This is a genomic window from Paenibacillus sp. FSL R7-0163, assembly GCF_037969975.1.
In the GTDB taxonomy this organism is placed as follows: domain Bacteria; phylum Bacillota; class Bacilli; order Paenibacillales; family Paenibacillaceae; genus Paenibacillus_AQ; species Paenibacillus_AQ odorifer.
The window spans coordinates 4,052,397-4,074,357 of sequence record NZ_CP150224.1 but is presented as its reverse complement, the minus strand read 5'-3'; the positions used below and the strand labels follow the sequence as shown (position 1 = coordinate 4,074,357).

The 21,961-nt window shown below is 43.4% G+C and carries 21 protein-coding genes; 15 read left to right on the top strand and 6 right to left on the bottom strand.

Features of this window, described 5'->3' with window-relative positions:
* Positions 1-64: 64 nt before the first annotated feature.
* From NST45_RS18190 to NST45_RS18180, 3 genes are all read right to left on the bottom strand, one after another.
* A complete protein-coding gene (locus tag NST45_RS18190; RefSeq protein WP_038569607.1) occupies positions 65-682 on the bottom strand; it encodes a sugar O-acetyltransferase in 618 nt (205 codons plus the stop codon).
* A 38-nt stretch (positions 683-720) separates the two neighbouring features.
* Positions 721-1,629 carry an ROK family protein gene (locus NST45_RS18185; protein ID WP_051491321.1) on the bottom strand — a complete coding sequence of 303 codons (909 nt, stop codon included), beginning with the start codon at positions 1,627-1,629 and terminating at the stop codon, positions 721-723.
* A gap of 664 nt (positions 1,630-2,293) precedes the next feature.
* The gene (locus tag NST45_RS18180) at positions 2,294-2,824 is read right to left on the bottom strand and encodes a hypothetical protein (RefSeq protein WP_076100009.1); all 531 of its coding nucleotides are present in this window, start codon (positions 2,822-2,824) and stop codon (positions 2,294-2,296) included.
* Between the two features lie 318 nt (positions 2,825-3,142).
* Here NST45_RS18180 and NST45_RS18175 point away from each other — a divergent pair, with 318 nt between their 5' ends.
* The 7 genes from NST45_RS18175 (at position 3,143) to NST45_RS18145 (ending at position 9,536) form a co-directional block, all read left to right on the top strand.
* On the top strand, positions 3,143-3,673 hold the full coding sequence (locus tag NST45_RS18175; protein ID WP_051491311.1) for an RNA polymerase sigma factor: 531 nt from the start codon (positions 3,143-3,145) through the stop codon (positions 3,671-3,673).
* Complete coding sequence (locus tag NST45_RS18170) at positions 3,670-4,494, top strand: hypothetical protein (protein ID WP_038569608.1); 825 nt, start codon at positions 3,670-3,672, stop codon at positions 4,492-4,494. The genes NST45_RS18175 and NST45_RS18170 overlap by 4 nt, the downstream gene beginning before the upstream one ends.
* Positions 4,484-5,347, top strand: a complete 864-nt coding sequence (locus NST45_RS18165) for an ABC transporter ATP-binding protein (RefSeq protein WP_076100008.1) — start codon at positions 4,484-4,486, stop codon at positions 5,345-5,347. The genes NST45_RS18170 and NST45_RS18165 overlap by 11 nt, the downstream gene beginning before the upstream one ends.
* A 5-nt stretch (positions 5,348-5,352) precedes the next feature.
* Positions 5,353-6,489 (top strand): ABC transporter permease subunit, encoded by a 1,137-nt coding sequence (locus tag NST45_RS18160; RefSeq protein ID WP_076100006.1) that lies wholly within the window; start codon positions 5,353-5,355, stop codon positions 6,487-6,489.
* A gap of 200 nt (positions 6,490-6,689) precedes the next feature.
* A complete protein-coding gene (locus NST45_RS18155) occupies positions 6,690-7,904 on the top strand; it encodes an S-layer homology domain-containing protein (RefSeq protein ID WP_143758644.1) in 1,215 nt (404 codons plus the stop codon).
* Between the two features lie 142 nt (positions 7,905-8,046).
* Complete coding sequence (locus tag NST45_RS18150; RefSeq protein ID WP_076100003.1) at positions 8,047-8,538, top strand: RNA polymerase sigma factor; 492 nt, start codon at positions 8,047-8,049, stop codon at positions 8,536-8,538.
* A complete protein-coding gene (locus NST45_RS18145; protein ID WP_076100002.1) occupies positions 8,535-9,536 on the top strand; it encodes an anti sigma factor C-terminal domain-containing protein in 1,002 nt (333 codons plus the stop codon). Before NST45_RS18150 ends, NST45_RS18145 begins: the two co-directional genes overlap by 4 nt.
* Before the next feature lie 737 nt (positions 9,537-10,273).
* Here NST45_RS18145 and NST45_RS18140 read toward each other — a convergent pair.
* Positions 10,274-10,618, bottom strand: coding sequence for a helix-turn-helix domain-containing protein (locus NST45_RS18140; protein ID WP_036684053.1), 345 nt, complete (start codon positions 10,616-10,618; stop codon positions 10,274-10,276).
* Between the two features lie 174 nt (positions 10,619-10,792).
* On the opposite strand from NST45_RS18140, the gene NST45_RS18135 reads away from it, so the two are divergent.
* The 6 genes from NST45_RS18135 (at position 10,793) to NST45_RS18110 (ending at position 15,949) form a co-directional block, all read left to right on the top strand.
* Positions 10,793-11,725, top strand: a complete 933-nt coding sequence (locus NST45_RS18135) for an aldo/keto reductase family protein (RefSeq protein WP_036684051.1) — start codon at positions 10,793-10,795, stop codon at positions 11,723-11,725.
* Between the two features lie 31 nt (positions 11,726-11,756).
* Positions 11,757-12,605 (top strand): NAD(P)-dependent oxidoreductase, encoded by an 849-nt coding sequence (locus tag NST45_RS18130; protein WP_036684049.1) that lies wholly within the window; start codon positions 11,757-11,759, stop codon positions 12,603-12,605.
* 35 nt (positions 12,606-12,640) lie between these two features.
* On the top strand, positions 12,641-13,663 hold the full coding sequence (locus tag NST45_RS18125) for an SDR family oxidoreductase (protein WP_076100000.1): 1,023 nt from the start codon (positions 12,641-12,643) through the stop codon (positions 13,661-13,663).
* Positions 13,664-13,815: 152 nt separating this feature from the next.
* A complete protein-coding gene (locus NST45_RS18120; protein WP_339823383.1) occupies positions 13,816-14,475 on the top strand; it encodes a class I SAM-dependent methyltransferase in 660 nt (219 codons plus the stop codon).
* An 85-nt stretch (positions 14,476-14,560) separates the two neighbouring features.
* Positions 14,561-15,613: a CapA family protein gene (locus tag NST45_RS18115; RefSeq protein ID WP_249267797.1), complete on the top strand. Its 1,053-nt coding sequence runs from the start codon at positions 14,561-14,563 to the stop codon at positions 15,611-15,613.
* Between the two features lie 84 nt (positions 15,614-15,697).
* Positions 15,698-15,949, top strand: coding sequence for a hypothetical protein (locus NST45_RS18110; RefSeq protein WP_339823381.1), 252 nt, complete (start codon positions 15,698-15,700; stop codon positions 15,947-15,949).
* A gap of 588 nt (positions 15,950-16,537) precedes the next feature.
* Here NST45_RS18110 and NST45_RS18105 read toward each other — a convergent pair.
* Positions 16,538-17,371: a carbohydrate ABC transporter permease gene (locus tag NST45_RS18105; RefSeq protein WP_036684045.1), complete on the bottom strand. Its 834-nt coding sequence runs from the start codon at positions 17,369-17,371 to the stop codon at positions 16,538-16,540.
* Positions 17,371-18,261, bottom strand: a complete 891-nt coding sequence (locus NST45_RS18100) for a sugar ABC transporter permease (RefSeq protein ID WP_036684044.1) — start codon at positions 18,259-18,261, stop codon at positions 17,371-17,373. Before NST45_RS18100 ends, NST45_RS18105 begins: the two co-directional genes overlap by 1 nt.
* 197 nt (positions 18,262-18,458) lie before the next feature.
* Here NST45_RS18100 and NST45_RS18095 point away from each other — a divergent pair, with 197 nt between their 5' ends.
* Both NST45_RS18095 and NST45_RS18090 read left to right on the top strand, forming a co-directional pair.
* A complete protein-coding gene (locus NST45_RS18095; protein WP_076275066.1) occupies positions 18,459-20,321 on the top strand; it encodes a histidine kinase in 1,863 nt (620 codons plus the stop codon).
* Positions 20,314-21,960 carry a response regulator gene (locus NST45_RS18090; protein ID WP_076144395.1) on the top strand — a complete coding sequence of 549 codons (1,647 nt, stop codon included), beginning with the start codon at positions 20,314-20,316 and terminating at the stop codon, positions 21,958-21,960. Before NST45_RS18095 ends, NST45_RS18090 begins: the two co-directional genes overlap by 8 nt.
* Position 21,961 lies beyond the last annotated feature (1 nt).

Here is a 21,961-nt window from a genome sequence, read left to right as displayed (position 1 = left end):
CATAAATCTTGTTAAATCCCCCGAAGCGCTTTTTCAAATTAAGATCCTCCCAGAACGGGTTACTTTATTGCTCAATGTCTCTGTAATACTCTTCTTTAAGTTTTTCCCAGTGTTGCTTATCGTCTTCGGTGATTGCTCTTAATACCTTGCATGGGTTACCCACCGCAATTACATTGTCAGGGATATCCTTAGTTACGACTGAACCTGCACCGATGATTACATTGTTGCCGATTTTTACCCCAGGATTAATTACCGCGTTTCCACCAACCCACACATTGTTTCCAATGGTAATCGGTGTACCGAATTCAAGCATACTAATACGCACGTCCGCATCTATGGGGTGACCAGCAGTATATACGCCTACTCTAGGTCCAAAGAGAACATTGTTACCAATCGTTACTTTAGCTACATCAAGGATAATGCAGTCAAAATTAGCGTAGAAGTTATTGCCAACGGTAATATTACTGCCGTAATCACAACGGAAGGGAGGTTCAACATATAATGATTCTCCTGTAGACTCAAATAATTGCTTGAGTAGTTCTACTCTATATTCACCTTGTTCTTCCGTCGTATTGTTAAATAAACGAGTGAGCATTCTGGATCTTTTGTTATCCTTTGCTAATTCTTCACCGCCTGCCATATATAGCTTTCCTGCGATCATGTTTTCTTTGTTTGTTGCCATTCGTAGTTCCTCCTGAAGTGTATGTTAGTTTTATGTTTTTAACGGCGCTTCTCAACCAACTGCAATGAGTAGGTTAAGCTTTCCAGTGTGATCGCAATTAATCCGTTCATGTAATGATCATCAGGTTGATCCAGCACAATTAAGTGAGGCATATGCTCCTCTGGAATCACTTCCAGACAACGTTGATAAATCGGCCGCACATTCTCTTGTTTGACTTGTTCTCCTGTGAGAGCTATGGTCTCTGGATTAATAATTGCAATCAGGGACGATATAGTGTGAGCCGCCAAAGGGATGAAGGTATCCGTGTGGTCCAAGCTACTCAATTGCTGTTCACGCGAGATTCCAAACGGTAAAAAAGAGACTTCACCAGCAAATCTAGTATTACCTTTGTGGATATGCCCGTCGATCATCATCCCGGCGCCTGGAAAAGCTCCTTTGATAAAGGTCACCACGACAATGGTTTTATCCTCTTCATAATCCTGCTGTTTATAGAACCCGTAAACGGTCAGATTCATATCATTTTCAATCGTGACTTCAAGCTCGTATTTTTCTCTGAGCAGTGATTCTAAGGGAGCATTAATTAACTCTTTAATGTCACAGATATTAATGACACCTTGGTGAGCAAGGCCGGGAATTCCAATCCCGACTGCCTTGATGTTGTTATATTGTTGGATAAGCGTATCCAGCAGATGGTCGATGGCTGCAGCATCTATGTACTCTAATTCCATCCATCCATGATCCACACGATCACCAACTGAATTGGTCACCGCATAGGTTATGGATTTCTGGCCATCCTCAATTTTGGCATAGATACATGCAATATAGGAAAAATCAGCGTTATAGATAAATCGTCTGGCCGGTCGACCTCCATTTGATGCCTCCAGTTCAGTCTCAATGACTTCACCAGTCTCCAGAAGTTCATTCAGGATATTTCCGCAGGTAGCAATACTTAATCCGGTGGCACTTGCAATCGTGGATTTGGTTCCTTCTTTCATCGATTTCAAGGCCTGCTTGATAAGCTCCTGATTTATCTTTTTAACACGAATAGAATTGTTTGCGATTTGGTTTATTTTATTCACCTCTAGACTTTTGAAAATAGTTATTAAAAGTATTATCAATACTATAACTTGGCTCTATATAATTGTCTAGCAATCGACAGTTTTTTATTGTGGATTTTTTTGAAATGACATGTGGCTTTTAATCAACCTGCGGTGTCTAATTAAATGTAAGGTCAAGAGGAGGTTCTTACAATGTCTGGAGCTCATGACAAATCCACTGTTTATCCGGATGCACAGGGAGACAAGCAAAGCTTTGAAATCACTTATAATCAATATCGCGAAAGAATCCATAAATATCTTTTGTTGAAAGTAAACTCGGGTCAGAGCAAATTCATAATCTTGTTATTCCTACTTTTCAATAATTAAATTCCGAGGGCTGGGATCTTTAAACGATCCGAACTAGAGTTGCATGAACAATTTGTTGTATATTTAAAAAATAGATAGTTAGATTTCTATTCAAGGGAACCCAGAAGCCATCTGGATGACTTCTGGGCCCTGAATATTTCGATGGAATGCCTAATATGATTAGCGGGTTTAAATCAGAATGTTAGCTTTAATTGGCATCCGCTTGTATAACAAAAGCATATCTATATTCTTTTTCTCCCCAGCTTGCCGTTATGCTAAAGCCTCTATAGTCTTTTTTGTTCTCTTCGTAAAACGAACTCAATGAAGAAGCCATATGCTTTTCGATCGTAAAGGAATATTTACCGTCTTCTTTTGTAATTGGAACTTCTAGTGTTTCTCTGGATGAAAATTGATAAGCTCCACTCTTATTTAGTACGCTATCTTCGAGCGATACATTATCTGGCTCAGAATCTCCAAAGTCTAGAGTAATGATTTCTCCATTTTTTAAATATTGAATATTCTTTACTGCATCCTGCTCAAAGGCGAATTCAAATCCACTTGCTTCAGCGTTTGAGGATAAGTCACTCTTCGCGTTAGCTAATTTAGTGTTAGATAATGTTGTACTTTTAATTTCTTGATCTCCTGCGCTTATCTTAAGATCTCCTATATTACTCTCTGCACATCCACTTATACCTATTAAAGAAACTATTAAAAGAATAGACAGCATCATTTTTTTCATCGAACAATAATCCACCTTTTCCGAAGAGTTTCACAAAAAGACCACTTGTAATGAGTGTACACTATGGAAATTAATAGAATCAATGTTATATAATTCACTAAGATACAAGCTGAGAATGTTCACTCATAATTTGAACCGGGGACATAATCTAGGGAAAATTTATATTCGGCCAGCCAGAACCTTCTGGTTGGTCTTTTTAATGTGATGCGTCTACTTTGTAGGCGATTTCGTTATATTTAGTAGATTGGTAGATTGGAGGGGAATTAAATCGGAGAGGACAAATGGGTCACAGAAGCGCAGCAGGGCAATGAGGCAGCGGTGGAATTATTAATTCGGTATACCTATAGCGATATTTATCGATTCATCAGATGGAAAATACATAATGACGAATTAGCCTGGGATCTTGCACAGACGGTGTATGAAAAAGCATGGGCCAAGCTTGGCAGCTATCAAAATAAACAGGGGAGTTTTCGAGCTTGGTTGATGGCGATCGCGCAAAATGTCTGCATTGACTATTTTCGCAGCAAAAGTGCTCGGCAAGCAGAGTTGAATCAAAGCTTATCTGATGAAATCACAGTCGAAGGAGACTTTCTTGAAGGAATATTACTTCGTGAAGAGGTTAAGCAGGTATACGCCGCGATTTGCTCACTGCCAGAGGAACAGAGGGATGCGCTCTTGTTAAGGTATAAATATGAATTTACGTTTACAGAAATAGCTGCCGTAACTCATGAACCTGAATCAACTGTGAAGTCAAGGGTAAGTCGATCACTGATAAAATTACGCGATTTACTAAGGTATTCCAAGCAAGAGGATATATCCCAACCCCTAAAGAAAGGAGCAGGGAAATGAGGGTTAAACGTAACCATCAAGATTACCTCAATCTAAATTTACAGGATGAGATGACAGCAGAGTCTGTAGAGGAGATCGTGAATTCCATCAAGTGCATTCCTGAACCGCCACTCCTTGACGGTTTTGCAGAAGAAGCCATGAGCAGGTGGAGAAGATCCAAGCGGGCTTTACCTGCGCCAGTCCCACCAGTTCCTCTATTTGTACGGGAACAGATGAGGATTCTTTTTTCACAGGGATGGTGGAGAGAAGTTGTGCTTGGTGTGATCTTGTTTGTAGTAGGATATTTGGTGCTGAGTGTTACGGAGATTGTTAGCCCTATGTTTATTCTGTCCATCGTGGGTTGTATTCCTTTACTGGTGGTCGTCTCTCATACGGCTCGGAATACGCTCTGTGGAATGGGAGAACTCGCACGTAGTTTTAGAATCCCGTTGCATCGGTATGTGCAAGCTCGGTTCCTTATGGCAGGGCTGATCTCACTAATGATTAACTTTAGTGTTACTGCTATGGTAACCCCTTTAGGGGGAAAGGAGTTTATGCTGCGTATGACCTTGCTATGGTGCATCCCAATCCTAATGAATGCGGCGGTAGCGTCAGTATTATCTACGCTGATACGTAATTTTAGACAATTAACGACCGTACTCTTCAGTTTGCCTCTCTTTTGGATGATTTTATTTTCCGGAGAATTTGCAGTGAGCTGGACGACGTCGGTTGAGTTATTTTGGTTAATGGGATTGGGTGTTCTGTCGGCAGTGTTATTTGTCTTAGCCATGAGGTTTCAATCCAGAGTATTGAGCAAGGGAGGGTTTCTGATTGGAGCTTAAACTATGTAATATCGTACATGATTTCGACAAAAAGCGAATTTTGAATACTATTAACCTTTCTATGTCACCTGGTGTGTATGGTCTTCTAGGACCTAACGGAACAGGAAAAACGACATTGATGCGTATTGTCGCAGATGTTCTGTATCCGACTCGTGGAAATGTACTTTTAGATGGACAAAACAAGGATGACATGGGGGATCAGTACCGGGCTCAGATTGGTTATTTACCACAGGAACTGGGGATGTACAATCATTTTTCAGCTCGTGATTTCTTGTATTATGTTGCTGCCCTAAAGGGGTTGACCAAGAAGGAGGCGAGTGATCGTATAGAGGTTCTGGCTCAAACGGTTAATCTATCCGGTGAAATGGATAAAAAATGCGGAAAGTACTCCGGCGGGATGAAGCGTAGACTCGGTATCGCACAAGCATTGCTTAATAATCCGAGCATCCTCATATTGGATGAGCCCACAGTAGGACTTGACCCCTCGGAACGCGTAAGATTTCGAAATTTAATTTCTGAAATATCAAATGAGCGCATCGTTATTTTGTCTACTCATATCGTTTCTGATGTTGATCATATAGCTAAACAGGTGCTACTGATGGGGCGAGGAGAGTTACTTCGTCAAGGAACAATTAAGGAGTTGACCGATGAATTGCAAGGAGAGGTTTGGGAGGTTCATATCCCTGCACGGTTGCTGGCTCAAATCGAAGAGAAGGGAACTGTAGTGAATGTGCAGCAGTCAGATACTGGACTAGTGGTTCGGATAGTCAGCAAGGATTCGCCAGTTGAGAATGCGGTGATGGTGAATCCTTCATTAGAAGATGTATATATGCATTATTTTCGGAGGGGATGATACACATGAACCGTCTGGTGATGTTTGAATTACGCAAAATTATGATTCCCAGAGTCTGGATTTCTATAGCTGGAAGTACTGCATTAGCCATTTTTTGTTTTGTTAGTTTCTACCCATCCGGTACGGATAGTCTATTGGTTGTAAACAAGGAAAAGCCTGAAGCTATCGCCGCTCATCTAGGACCGATTCAAGCAGATTTAGTTTTGAAATACGCTCCTAGACTCAAAGAAGAATATGCCGAAGACAGCGCTTGGTCCAAAGAGGAGAAGATGAAACGAATTCTGGAGCAACACTATGCTGGTACAGCTTATATGGTAGATCAATTCAACAGAAATTTAACAGAGCTGAGAGAGCGGAAGGTTTTATTGGAGAAGCAAGAACCAGGATCATATGCACTAAGAGATGTTACTAAAAAACTCTCCATGTTGGAGGAGGGAAAACCACGGGGGTTTTATGTAACGGAGGACTGGGACTTATTACATATATTTTTTTCAAGCTCGCCTGGCGTCGGCGATCTTCTGATCGGTCTTATTCTAGTATTTGCGCTGGCACCCTTGTTCTCTGGTGAGGAAAACTATAGAATGGATGCACTTATTCTATCTAGTAGATACGGAAGGTTGAAGATTGTTTCGGCAAAACTATTAGCTGGATTTATAGTTACGTTTAGCTGGGTTACTCTTTTTTACGGAATTTGCACATTGCTGGCCTGTTTACCGTTCGGCTTCGTGGGCTGGAATGCCCCGCTGAATAGTTACTTTTATTTTGATGAGACTCCATATGCCTTAACCCAGCTGCAGGGATTTGCCCTGAAATATGCTGTAACCTTGCTGGCTGCATGTGGTCTATTGTTATTGACGGCGCTGATATCCGCTTTGTGTCGGAGTAGCTTAAGCAGTCTTGGACTGGCAGCATTCGTAGTTATTCTTCCCCTTTTCTCTTTGCCTGGAATGTTGGGCAAAATAATCTCTTTTTTACCGTCAGGTGTAATGGTTAGCAGATCCTTAATCGTAAAATATGTATCCTATAACATTTTTGGCATCCCTATATTACATCTACCCTTGTCAATTCTTTCGGTGATAATCATAGGTATACTTGCTATAATGCTTATCCCCAAAGCTTTCGAACGTCGATTAAAGGTCTAAGTAGTAGGTAGGTTAAGATCGTTCCCGCTATGAAGGGGAGCGATCTTTTTTGGCTTTTCTTGTGAAAAAGGAGAGCAGTATATTTACGAATCAGACTTTTTACCCGATAGTTAAGATAAAGGGTTAATCACGATAAACCTGACAAAGAGAGCAGGAACCCCTTACCGATAAGAACGAAAGGGATTATTAAATTGAAGATAATGAAGCTATTGGTACTAGGTCTTATCTCGGGGACAATTGTGACATGCGGCAACGTGAGTTATAGAGTTCATGCTGAAACGACAACGTACGAGAATACAGGGACATATGAAGAAGTGGAAGAGGACGGTGAGGAGGATCCGGCATCTTCACTGTTCACTGACATTCAAGGTCACTGGTCTGAACCTTGGGTGCGCTGGGCGTTAGGCAACCAATTGATGGTTGGTTATGATGATGGGAGCTTTCGACCGGATCAGCCGATTACGGAAGCGGAATTTTTGAAATTATTTTATCTTTCTTTCGGCTATCCAAAGGCTACTAGCATAGGCGAAGAATGGACAGCAGCACCGTATAGAATGGCTAAGTGGTGGAATCATCCAGTTACTGGACTACAATATCCAGTGGCAAGATCGACTCCAATCACCAGAATGGCCGCCGCAAGGTTAGTTGTATCTGGTCTAGGGATGAATTACAACGACACGGATTCCGTCGTTTATTTGCTGGGTAACTCTCTACTTCCACTTCCCGGGGAGCCAACTTTAGTCGGTTTTAAAGGAAATCTCCCGCTTACAAGAGCAGAGGCTATACAATGGATGAGAATGCTCAAGCTTAAGGGAATATATACTGTAAATTCTCGTCCAGAAGAACGATCGGATCGGAGTCTATTACCGTCATTACCGGAACAGGGTACAGGCTTGAAGGACTTTATAGCGGCTCCGGTAACTGATAGTGATTTCGGAATAGCGGATAGTGGACGTAATCTTTTTATTGATTTTGGGAGTTCAAGAATGTTAGTAGAGGAACATTACGGGGATTCAACAGGTCAAGATGTATTCAATAATGAAATGTATAAAGAAGTATCTGTACATTATGATACCGAAGGTCGGCTGAACGCTTGGAAAATAGATAAAGATAATGAGCGCATTGATCCAATCCACATAGGTACATTGAACAATATTCGACCTGGGGTAAGTACATTGGAAGATGTGCTAAAGGCATACGGTACATACGTTGCAGTGGATAACGAATACGGGATTATAGTGAGTTACTGGTTTGAGAACAAGGGTGGAGTGTATGAGCCCCGATTGTCACCTTTTGAAATGGATAATCTGGAGGGTGGGTTCTATATAGGCTTCATTATTGACAAACAATCTCTGAAAGTTCAAACCATACTCATATCTACAGCTCAGCAGGCAATGAATCCTACGGATATATAGGAATTGTACTGGAACCTTATTCATTCTTTAAAATGTGACGGCATGTCTTTCTGAGGCAGCCGTCTTTTCTTTTATAATTTTTTTACCTCATAAGCTAACATTCTGAGAACTTTATCGTTATACATACGAAGGGAGGTGCAGGATGAAGCCCGGGCAGCTACATCAGATACTTCAACCTAAAATGTTAGAAATTCAAAAATACCTGATTCGTCTCGGGGCACCTGCAGCCGACGCTGAAGATATCGTACAGGATACGGTGTATAAGGCTCTTTTGTATATTGATTCCATTGATGAGAACAAATTCAGTGCATGGTTATATAAAGTAGCGATCAACCGCTACTATGATCTGTGCCGCCGCCGCAAGCGGATAGTCATTCCTATTGACTATGTAGATGTGCCGGATATGGAATTGCCAGAGGATCATGTGCTGTTAAAAGAGAAACGAGAAGACATCGAAAGAGTGTTGGATGAGCTTCTACCGCTCCATAAACAACTAATTATTATGAAATATGAGCTGGAGCTGTCCTATCAGGAGATAGCTGAGCTTCTGGGAATTACGACAGATACAGTGAAATCGGCATTGTTTCGTGCCCGCAAGCAATTTCAAAAAAAGTATAGAGGTGATGCGGAATGACAGCTCCATGGGAACAAAAGGATGATCAGAACCTTTCAAAAGTAATTAAGAAGGCAAAACGAAAAACAATGATTCGAAATACGATCATTTCTCTAGTGGTGACGGTTATAGTATTATTCGGCGGGATGCTGGGCAACGCCCATCTGACAAGCTGGTTGGCAATGCGTGGTCTGGATGAAGAGAGGATCATGATGAAAATAAGCAGTCCTAACCTTCAGGAGTTGAGAACTGAGCTTGATTTAGGGTTTCTATCGGGTAAAGTCGAACTGAGTACTTACAAAGTTGTTGAGGGTGTACCCATCGTATGGGATACAAAAAAACTGTATTTCGATATGGGCAGCCGTTTTTCTCTGCTTAATAGGGGGTACTCTAGTATAAATGTTCCTGACCCGGTAATGACACAGCAAAATTATGAATACTACCGAGGATATAACAGTCAAAATGCTCAGCGGGAAATGATGTTTTATGTGCCTGGAGTGAATTATAACGAAAAAGTGCTGAATGACCTGCCTGCACTCGAACAAATGGAACCTGGTAAGCTCGTAGAAATGGCAGTTTCTTTTGATAAAGGCTACACTCAGGCAGAGGTAGAGAAGATGCTGCCGGCGGGTTTGACACAGACATGGTATTGGGTGGATACGTATGACGATAAAAGGAACCTTGAGTTTATTAGGAATGACAGCGGTCCGAATAAATATGCCTTACCGGAATCAGCTAGACAAGTATATGGCTACGGTGGGGAATGGGAAGGGTTATTTAAACCGAAACCAGAGGATTTTTTACAATCCCTAGCCTATGGGCTTCAGATGAAGGGCAAGCATTACGGAGAGTTTGAGCGAATCTCGAATTACTTGAAAAAGGATAAAGCGGCGCCGGATGCCAGTGATGTACAGCTATTGGGAGCTGTTGTTACAGGAACTGCGAAAGAGCTGCAAAGCCTCAAAGGAAAACCCTATGTAAATACGGCAGTTCTCGGCGCGATTGTGGATAAATACTAGATCCGTATAGTGAAAATGCTGGAAGGGTTGTTCTACAGGTGGATTTTCTACGAAAAGAGACGACCTCTCCTTCATTTTCAAAAATGCAAGGGTCAAAAGAGCAGCGATTCATCCTCCTATTGGATCTTCGCTGCTCTGCGTTTTTGATTATCCGCGATCTGCTTCAGTAGTAGATTGAAGGCAAGGCATAGCCTGCTGACCTCAAACGGCAATTTGTGTATGACTTGACGCAGAAATCGCTGGTATCTCCGGTTGTTTTCAGTTAACCAAATACGCATTCCGACTCTATAATTGGGGAATTTTTCCCTATAATTCTTAGATATTTGGTCATCTAACTTATAATTAGGGAAAACCTCCCTGTAATTTACCTGATTTGGTGAAAAAGAAAGGAATCAACCCGATTTTTAGGGAGAAATTCCCTCATTATGCTCTTTTTTAGCGAATATCGGCTATTTTTAGGGAGTTTTTCCCCAATTACACTAAAGCGCACATCACACATCGCACACCGCGGCGCATCACACACAGCACACAGCACACAGCACACAGCACACAGCACACAGCACACCGCACACCGCACACCGCACACCGCACACCGCACACCGCACATATCCCCTAGGTTAAAGTAAGAATCCATCCATTGTATAGCCAATTTATAAAAAAGAAGCTACCCTATAAGTAGAATTCTCTACTTTTTGGACAGCTTCTTTTCTTTTTTCATCAGTCACAACCAGCTCAAGCTAAGTCCATTTCGCGGACCACAGCTTCATTTCCTTCAAAATTTGATGTAAATCCTCACCTTTGGGAGTAAGCGAATATTCTACCGTAACAGGAACAGTCGGAAATACGTGACGTTCAAGCACACCATGCTCCTCCAGATGGCGCAACGTAGTGGTCAGTGCGCGGGGAGACACGTTAGTGATTTTTCGTTGCAGTGCCCCAAAACGCTGCGTGCCGTCGAATAGCTCTCTGAGGACAAGAAAGGCCCATTTTCCACCTAATACTTCAAGTGTTTTTTCAACATTACATTCAATAGTAACAGGGGTTTTGGGGATATAATTATTAGTAGATTTAGCTGTCTTCAAGGTATCTCCTCCTGTTTGTGAAGCTACTATACTCTAGTATAGTAACTACACTAGAGATCATATAATAAACTAATTTTCACTTCTTTCTATTATATACAAACTATTCTAGAATGAATATGAGTGCTAAGCAACCTGCCAAAATCAAACACGGAACTATGGAGAGGAGCAGTTATTATGAAATATCGCAGATTAGGTGGAACCGGTTTAAAAGTCAGTGAGATTAGTTTGGGAAGCTGGCTGACATACGGAGGCTATGTGGAAAGAGATAATGCTGTTAATGCCATTGAAACCGCTTACGACTTAGGCGTGAATTTTTTTGATACTGCAAATGTTTATGAAAAAGGTGCTGCCGAGAAAGTACTAGGTGAGACTTTACGTAACTACTCTCGTGAGTCCTATGTATTAGCTACTAAAGTATACGGGGAAATGGGCTCGGGACCTAACGACCGTGGACTATCCCGCAAACATATTACGGAACAGTGTCATGCTAGCTTGAAACGTCTCGGAGTAGAATACGTGGATATTATGTATTGCCACCGTTTTGATCCGGAAACTCCAATTGAAGAAACCTTACGTGCGCTGGATGATCTGGTTCGGCAAGGCAAGGTATATTATGTCGGTGTTAGTGAGTGGACGGCGGCGCAAATGACCGATGCGTTAGCTGTAGCAGACCGCTATTTGCTAGATCATATTGTTGTTAATCAGCCGATTTATAATATGTTTAACCGTTATATTGAGAAAGAGATTATTCCGCTCGGTGAGCGCCGTGGGATTGGACAGGTGGTATTTTCTCCACTGGCTCAAGGGCTGTTAACTGGAAAGTATAACACGGACATCCCTGAGGATAGCCGTGCTGCTAAGCTGGATCGATTAAAAGATTCGATTACAGAAGAAAAGATTGAAAAAGTCCGCCAATTGAGTGGGATCGCCACGGAACTGAATATTTCTGTTGGGAATTTGGCTTTGGCTTGGATTTTGCGTCAACCTAATGTAGCTAGTGCACTGGTGGGTGCCAGCCGTCCGCAGCAGGTCGAAGAGAATGTTAAGGCTTCGGGTATGGAGCTTTCGGAAGAGATTTTGAAGCAGATTGAGGAGATTCTGGAGTAGTTGTTAGCTTCATAAAAAAGGAGACACGCTCATGGCGAAAGTAGTTGTTACAGGCGGCAGTGGGATGTTGGGCAGATGGGTGGTCCGGCATTTTGTAGAGCAAGGGTATGAGGTTGTGAATGTAGATACGCAAAAATCCGCAGATTCTTTGTGCCCAACGATGATTGCTGATTTGAATAATTTGGGTGAAGTATATGGTGTACTTGCTGGCGCTGATGCAGTTGTACATTTGGCTGCGATCCCAGCTGCAAATATAAAGACGAGTGAGGTCACCTTTCAAAATAATGTAGTATCTACCTATAACATTTTGGAGGCTGCAGCGGGTCTCGGGATTCGAAAAGCAGTGATTGCTTCCAGTGAATCCTCCTACGGAATCTGTTTTGCGGTTAATCCTTTGGGGCCGAAGTATGTGCCTATGGATGAGGAGCATCCACAGTTGCCTGAAGACAGCTACGGTCTGTCTAAGGTTGTGAATGAGCAAACCGCTGAGATGTTCTATCGCAGAAAGGGTATACAGGTCGTTTCCCTAAGAATCGGAAATGTTATTGATCCATCGGCGTATGAACGTTTCCCTTCCTTCATTCATGATCCAGCGCAGCGCGATCGGATTCTATGGAGTTATATTGATACACGGGATGTAGCAACAGCTTGCCAATTGGCAATCGAAACGGATGGATTGGGCGCGGTTGCTCTTAATATATGTGCAGATGAGACCAGCATGGCTGTTCCTAGCAGAGAGCTAATGGCCGCACGTTATCCAGAGGTGACGGATTTCCGCCAGCCGCTGGAGGGTCACGAGTCGCTACTCAGTAATGAGAAGGCCAAAAAGCTGCTGAATTGGCAGCCGAAGCACGTATGGCGAGATTATGTTAACCAGTAAATAACGAGCCGGATTCACTATAAGGAGCGTGCAAAATGAAGGTCTTATTTATTGGAGGTACGGGATTAATTAGTCAGGCTGTATCCCCGTTGGCTGTAGCTCAAGGAATCGAGCTGTATTTGTTCAACAGAGGACAGCGGGATGAATTCGTTCCAGAAGGTGCAAAAGTAATTAAAGGAGACATTCGTAATCCGGCAGAAGCCGCATTAGTATTACGAGATTACGAATTTGACGTAGTGGTAGACTGGATTGCTTTTACACCGGAACATGTGCAGGCAGACATTGACCTGTTCACTGGTAAAACGACGCAGTACATTTTCATCAGCTCAGCCTCTGCTTATCAGAAGCCGCAGCGTAATTATGTAATTACAGAAGAGACACCGCTGGAGAACCCTTATTGGGAGTATTCGAGGAATAAAATTGCGTGTGAGCAGCTGTTGATGGAAGCTTACAAGGCGAACGGATTCCCGGTTACGATTGTTCGTCCTTCCCATACCTATGGAAATACAGCCATCCCTGCGGCACTTACGAGTGGCCAGCATCCTTGGTCACTGATCGATCGTATCCGCCGCGGCTTACCTTTAGTCATACATGGAGATGGAACCTCTTTGTGGACACTGACGCATAATTCGGATTTTGCCAAAGGTTTCGTTGGATTGCTTGGACATCCGGAAGCGATAGGTGAGGCCATTCATATAACTTCCGACGAGGTATTAAATTGGAATCAGATTTACGCGGCCATCGGACAAGCGGCAGGTGTGGAACCTAAAGTTGTGCATATCTCCACAGACTTTATCGCAGCCTTTTCCCCTCCAGGGACAGCGGATGGCTTGATCGGTGATCAAGCGGTAAGCAGTGTTTTTGATAATAGCAAAATCAAACGTTTCGTGCCTGACTTCCAGGCTACTGTGCCTTTCTCCAAAGGGATCAAGCAGTCGGTTGCTTGGTTCGAGGCACATCCTGAGCAATGTACAGTCGATGCGGAATGGTCTGCGTTACTTGATAAGTTGATCGAGAGACATGGAATTGAGGCCAAACCTCTTTCATTCTACGCATAAGGTTTATACAGTTATATTTAAAGACGGTCTGTTCCTAAGGGAGCAGCCGTTTTTTTGGGTTTGTCTCGTTCAATGTAAGGTTATGGAATGAATCAGCAAATCATGAATATACTCTCACTACCTAAAATTCCGTTGAAAAAGGAGTCCTGGCCATGCCAACCCATCCCTTTGTCTCGCGTTTTTTCGTAAATTCAGATGCACGTCGTGAGAAGTTGATTTATGATCTGCCGGAATCATGGTGGAGCCGTCCCTTTGAATATGAGTGGTGTATTAACTTTATTTCTCCGCATGGTGTTGTGCTGGATGCCGCCTGTGGGATTCCTCATCCCTTGAAGTTTTATTTGGCAGGGGTTTGTGCAGAGGTCTATGCCTGCGATAAGGACAGTAGGGTTATTTACCCGAAAGCTATCCAAGAATGTATTGAGAATGAGATTGGGGAAAAAGCGGCGAAGCAGGTTATCGCTAGAAGAACAAACAACCTGCATTTCGCTCAAGCTAATCTGACGGATCTGCCTTATGAGGATGAGAGCTTTGACACTGTCTTTTGCATATCAGTATTAGAGCATTTGAGCTTTGAGGATACAGTGGGTACTTTACGGGAATTTCACCGGACGTTGAACGAAGAAGGATTATTGGTATTGACATTTGATTACCCGACGGTAAATCTGAATCTTATGAATGACCTGCTGCTGCAAACTGGATTTCAGTATTGGGGGGAGACGGATTTTGAGTTGCCTGCGGATGCTGTGCATACGGATGCGTGGGGCGGATTAAATTGCTTCAGAGCCGTTCTGAAAAAAGCAAAGGAATAACAGGTCTTTCTACTCTTAATTTAGTAACCTCTTTCCAGTATGCTAGGATCATAGCTAATAAAAAGATGAGAGGAGGCTGTGTTTTTTGAGATTAGGATCGAAGGTTTTGCGTAGAATAGCACTTATTACACTTATGTTATCACTAATAGTTCCTGTGACATCTGCTTCCAGTGCAGCTTCACTATCTTCAGATCCTATAAAGCTTGCTTTTGCGGGTGATATCCTTTTGGATGGTTTTGTTGGCGATCAGATTGCTAAATATGGGGTGAACTTTCCGTTTGTAAAGGTCGCACCTACGCTGCAAAAGGCTGACATCGCCTTCGCCAATCTGGAGACGCCTGTGTCTATCCGAGGGAAAGCGGCAGAGAAAACCTTTGCCTTCAGATCCAAACCAGCAACGTTAGGTGGCTTAACCTATGCCGGGATTGATGGAGTGTCCTTGGCGAATAATCATATTTTGGATTATGGAAAAGACGCTATGCTCGACACGCTGATCCATTTGGATCGAAACAAGATTGGCCATACAGGAGCTGGCAAAGATGAAGATGAAGCGTTCAAGCCTTATACTAAGACAGTAAAAGGGAAAAAGATCGCCATCCTTGGTGTTAGCCGTGTGCTTTCAGATCCTTCGTGGTATGCCGGCAAAAACAAACCGGGAGCCGCTTCAGCTTACACCTCGCAGCCTATGCTTAGCGCCATTCAGAAGATGTCCAAGGAGAATGATTACACGATCGTATATATTCACTGGAATGAAGAGTTTAAGGATTTCCCTGAAAAGTACGCTCGCACACTAGCTAAACAGATGATTGATAGCGGGGCGGATTTAATTCTTGGCGCACACAGTCACTGCCTTATGGGCATCGAATACTATAAGCACAAGCCCATTTATTATTCACTTGGGAATTTTGTGTTTAATCGCTCCACACGTGGTGGGGAAAAAACACTTAATTCTATGCTGTTGAATGTTGAGATTAAGGACTCCAAGATCACCAGCAAGATTACACCTGTCAAAATCATTGGCGGACAGCCTAATTTCATGGATGATTCCTACAATAGGAAAACGATTAAGCTCATGAACACCCTATCTTTTAATGCCAACATAGATGCTAACGGCAGGGTCACGGAGAAGGAGCTTTAATAAATACAAACTCTGATTAACTATTCACGGATCGCGCCCGATCCCGTTGGAATGCGAAATGTGTGGAGTACTTATGGAGTATGTATGGAGTACGAATGGAGTACGTATGGAGTATGTATGGAGTCCGTATGGAGTACGAATGGAGAATGTATGGAGTATGTATGGAGTATGTATGGAGTACGTATGGTGTACGTAGGATGTGGCGTATGGAATACCTATGGAGTGCCTATAAAAGATCACCGTTGTGTTTGTGAAATAACTGCATTCTATACACCTATCTTATATGTAAAACGGACCATTCTGCTTTTAAGTGTATTCTATACAACTAAAAACTAGAAAATCGGCCTAGAGGGCATTAAATCAAGAGAATAGTTGTACGAAATACAGCTATATCCATCGGCCGAGCGAGTTGCAGAGTTATAGTTGTACAAAATACAGTTAAACTACTAGTTAGTATTGGAACGTCTGTATAAAAAGCTGACTGAAGCAGTATGAAGAGAGTATTTATGGAGTCCGTATGGAGTGCCCATGAAGTATCATCTTTGTAATTGTGAAATAACTGCATTCTATACACCTATTTTATATGTAAAACGGACCATTTTGCTTTTAAGTGTATTCTATGCAACTAAAAACTAGAAAATCGGCCTAGAGGGCATTAAATCAAGAGAATAGTTGTACGAAATACAGCTATATCCATCGGTCGAGCGAGTTGCAGAGTTATAGTTGTACAAAATACAGTTAAACTACTAGTTAGTATTGGAACGTCTGCATCAAAAGCTGACCGCAGCAGTATGCAGAGTATTGGAACGTCTGCATCAAAAGCAGACTGTAGCAGTATGCAAAGTATTGGAACGTCTGCATAAAGGGGGAGATCCATATGGATCTCCCCCTTTTTATGCAGAAGCTAGGTTTGGAATCAGTTAATCAGCCCTTCACCGCCCCCGCAACAACACCCTTAACGATGTACTTTTGCAAGAAGATGAATACTACGATTGATGGCAACACCGCCATGACCATAGCAGTCATCGCATATTGCCAATCTGAGGTATATTGGCCCACAAAGGTGTAGGCAGCCAGTGTCAGCGTTTTGGTATCTGGGGAGCCGTTGACCATAAGCAGCGGGAGCAGGAAGTCATTCCAAATCCACATTACGTCGATAATGACAATGGTTGTTGTGACCGATTTCAGCAGTGGGAAGATGACACTGAAGAACAGGCGGAAGCCGGAAGCTCCATCAATCGTGGCACTCTCATCAATTTCAACCGGAATACCCTTGACGAATCCATGGTAGATAAACACGGCGAGTGGAGCACCGAAACCCCAATATAACAACCCAAGTCCCCAAGTACTCTCAGAGAGATTTAAGGTCTTAGCGGTTTGCAGAACGGTCAGCATGATCGATTGGAACGGAATCAGCATCGGCATAATGCAGAGGAAATAAATCACCCCGCTCAGTCTGGATTTCGTCCGTGCCAGCTTGTAGGCTGCTATGGATGAAATGAACACAATACCCAGAAGACCTACACCGGTAATGACAAAGTTGTTCAGAAACAGCTTCGGATAGTTGATAAACTTCCACACGTAGGAATAGTTGCCGAATACCAGATGTTTTGGCAGGGCGATGACATCTGTCATGACTTCGCTAAAGCTTTTTAACGAGTTGATAATTGTCAGAAATAGCGGATATAGAAACAGAAGAGAGAGGATGACCATAACAACCTCTAGAATGATTCGTCCTGCTTTGCGGTTTGTATTCATTATGCCTCAACCTCTCTTCGTTTGAAGAATGCTAACTGGAGAATGGTTACCACCAAGACGGCCAGGAACAGGATAAGCGCTTTCGCTGTACCGTATCCATACAGATTGTTCTGGAAGGTATCACGGTAGATATCGTAAGCGATACTGTAGGTAGTTCCGCCAGGTCCGCCCCCGGTTAAGGACAGGATGACATCGAAAACCTTGATCGAATTGGTCAGTGCCATGAACACAGAAATCGTAATGGATGGAGCGAGCAGTGGCAGCGTAATACTGAAGAATTTTCTCATGGGACCAGCGCCATCAACTGTGGCTGCTTCTTTGAGATCCTCAGGTACAGATTGCAGACCGGCAATATAAATGACCAGATAAAAACCAATCGACTGCCAGATGGAGACGGCCAGTATGGAGACGAAAGCAAGTCCTGGCGTCCCTAGCCAGCTTAGACCAAATATGGACCAGCCTGTACTTTCTCCGAGTGAGTTGAAACCTTGCATAAAGATAAATTTCCAGATAAAACCGACAATGACAAGACTGAGGATATAAGGAATAAAGAAAGCGGCTCTCAGCCAAGGGGTGCTCTTCAGCTTCATGTCCAGAACTAATGCGAGCAAGATGGCCAGCACGTTAACGAGAACAATGTACAGAATCGCATACTTTATGGTGAACCAGGCTGAATTGGCGAAGTTGGTGTCGCCCATAAAGATTTGTTTGAAATTATCAAGTCCGACAAACTTAGGGTGTTTCGAAATTCCGTTCCATTTGGTCATCGAATAGCGGATAGTCATGGCAAACGGAATGTAGAATGCTACAGCGATACAGATTAGGACTGGGAGAGTGAATAATCCGAATTCTGTTTTCTCGCGCCATCTTTTGCCGAGTGATTTTAACATGGATGCACCTCTTCTTGATTTGTTGGGTGGTAATATCGACTAGGCTTGCCACACATAACCATTCCGGTTAGTCTATATTGTGTATTATAGAGCAGTGCCCTATACTCAAAAATGGATTTAAGAGTACAGTTAGGGGTAAAAAGGTGAACTGAAATATTTATAATTAAGCCTGTAAATCGTGGGGGAGGTTGCCGGTCATTATTAAAAAATGGATCATAAAGCGGTTTGAACCCGTGCTGGAGCTTGTCTCACGCAGGTTGGCGAACAAGCTTATTTTGCTGTTTACAATCATCATTGTTTTGGTGGTGACCTCACTGACGTTCATTTCATACGGCATGCTGCGAAAAGAATCGGTGGATAACAGCATCGCCAGTACGAGCAACAATCTGTTGCTTGTCGGCCGGAATCTGGAGAGTTATTTGGACGGCATCGAGCAATTATCCCTGCCGCAAATATCGTATGACGAGATCACCTATGCGATTTTGCATGAATCGGAGGATTATGCCTCGAAGATGTATGTGGAGGACTACTTGAAGAACCTGTACTTCTCCCGCAATGATCTGGAAGCTATCTACCTGTATGTGATCAAGGAGCACAAGTATTATTATGTCACCAAAGAGAACTACAATATTACCGTGCGGGTCGCCGAGCATCCGTCGATTGAGAATCTTTCCTGGTATAAAAAAGCGCTGGCCAGCCCGTTTAACCGTTCTTACCAGTCTTTTGTAAAAAACCAATCCTCGATGATCAATAGCTCCGACTACCCTATAAATAAGGATAAAAGCTTCATGGGCTACCATCGATTGCTGCGCTCCATAGTTTCCAGAGAGCCACAGGCGGTGCTCTCCCTTTATTTCAACTCCTCGGTTACGGACGAGATTATGAAGGATATTCCCTTCAGTAAAGGGCAGCACCTAATGTACGTCAGTCCCGATAATGAACCTTTTGTGGTGGATGACCCCGGGTTTTATCAACAGGGCGAACAAGAGGGACTGCTTAAGGAGCTGACACCAGCCTCAGGAGGACGCGTGACGTGGTCGGATAAAGAAGAGAAGTATCTAGTGATTTATGACATCAGCAAAAAAGAAGGCTGGAAGCTGATTAAGCCGATTCCCTACAAAGAAATTTATGAAGCGGCCACGACAACACGCAAATTGAACTATTTCATAGGACTGTTATTTTTAATCGTTTCGGTCATCTTGGTCAGCTTTATTTCGAACAAAATAACGAGCCCGCTAAAGAATCTGTCGCTGCAGATGAAGCGGTTCAGTACAGGCAGCTTTGACGCTGAAGCACAGGTTGAGGGAAAGGATGAAATTGCCTATCTGTCTCGCCACTTCAATAAGATGGTGGAAAAGACGAATGAGCTGATCAATGAACGGTACAAAATGAAAATTGTCGAGAAAAATGCTGTACTCAAAGCACTGGAAGCTGAGATCAATCCGCATTTCTTATATAATGCCCTGCAAGCCATTTCCACCAAGGCGCTGAAAAACAACAATGATGATATTGTCGATATGGTCGATAATCTTGCTATGACGTTGAGATACTGCATTAGCGGTAAAGATGTGGTCCATGCCAGAGAGGAATTAAAGCATATTGAACGTTATTTAGCGCTGCAGAAGGCCCGTTTCGGAAACAGAATGCAGGTGGCCTACCAGTGGGAAGACCCTTTGCTGGAGCTGGAAATTCCGAAGCTGTCCATTCAGACCTTGGTAGAAAATTGCATCAAGCATGCGCTGGAAAAAGTATCCACAACGATCACAATTACTATTGAAGCGCATGTGACGCCCAGCCATACTGTTATTTCAGTGACGGATGATGGGCCGGGTTTTAGCGGGGAGCGGCTGGAGCAAGTGAGAAATTCTCTTCAAATCCAGTGGGAGGATCAGGGCGGAGAAAACGCTGCCGAAAGTGACACGGAAAGCATTGGACTGAAAAATTTGAACACGCGGCTGAAGCTTTTGTATGGTGAGGCTGCGGGTTTGGCCATTACCAGTGATGCTGGCGGAACAAAGATGGACATGCGGTTACCGCGGGGAGGGATTAACCATGTATAAAGTACTGATTATAGATGATGAGGAACCGTTGCGTGAGGCGATCAACATCCTGGGAGACTGGAAAGGACTAGGTGTCGATCAGGTACTGGAGGCTACGGATGGAAATATGGGTCTAGCCATGCTGCGTGAGCAAAAGATCGACCTTGTACTGGTTGACATGAAGATGCCGGAGCTGAACGGAAGTGAGCTGCTGCAGATCGTGGAGAAGGAGTTCCCGGAACTGCTGACGATTGTAATCAGCGGCTACAATGATTTTGAATATACCCGCCAGGCTATCCGTTCTAAGGTAGTTGATTATTTGCTGAAGCCGGTCAACCGGGCGGATTTGAATGCGGCCTTGCGTAAAGCTATAGATGTGCTGGAGGCCAAACGCAAGAAAGAAAGTGAGTTCATCAACAGGAACATTACGCTCAACATGTCTCTGCCGAAGCTAAAGGAGAAAATCTATCTGTCGATCATTGAGCGCAGCTTCAAAAATCAGTCCAACGAGGCTTTTCTGCCGTTGATCGGCGCGGATACGGCCGGAAACTATTTTGCTGCGGGTGTACTGCGGGTGCTCAATTTGGAACAAGTGCGTCGTAATCGCTTCCATGAGGACCGGGATTTGCTGCATTTTGCCGTCACAAATGTGATTAATGAGAATAGCGATGAGCATTTTCAGGCCTTCAGCTTCGCCAGCCATAAGGGAGAACGCGAGTTTATCGCCATCTTCACGATGAAAGGCGGCTATGAGGAGGACGCAACTTTCCGCTCTTTACATCATATGAAGAAGTTAGTCTCGACGCTGAAAGAGCTATTCGGAATTGTTGTTGCCGGAGGAATTGGACAGCCCTATGGTGACATCATGGCGCTTGCTCAATCCTATGAGACTGCCAAAGCCTCTCTCGACGGGATTGACCTCCTGACGCTGAAGGGAGCGATTGTCACAAATAGCAGCAACGATACTTCCCAGGGGAAAGATAATCCTTCCTTGACTGGACGTATGCCCTTGATTCGCAACGCACTGGAGAGCGGGAACATCAATCATGCCAAAAGTATTTTAAGCGAATTCACGAAGAAATGGGAGGCTTCCGGACGTTTTAATCTGGGCGAGGCTGACCGGCAGATAGAGGAATTTATTATTTTACTGAACGATATTGCGACGGAGCTGGATGCAATCCCCGAACGTATCCGTGGCGGTAAAGATAAAGGATTGCGTGGGCTAGGCATCGGGAGCGATTTTGCTTCCTTTGGCGAATTTGAGCGGGTGCTGAGCGGGATTCTAGATTGCTATGGCAATGAAATCAGCAAAAGCCTTGCTGGCAATCGCCCCAGCGTATTGGAAAATATTAAAGCATACATTGATAATCACTATTTTGAGAATATTAAAATATCGATGTTCACGGATAAATATTTCCTGAGCAGAGAATACTTGATGAAACTTTTTAAGGGGCAATATGGTTATGGCATACATGAGTATGTACAAAAGGTAAGAATGGACAAGGCAAAGGAGCTGCTATCCACCCCCGACTTGAAAATCCAAGACATTTCCGAGATGTTGGGGTACAAGGACAAAAATTATTTCAGCAAGGCGTTCCGGAATTATTATGACTGTTCACCTTCTGAATATCGGGTTCTGCTATTGAACGGGGATGAGTGAA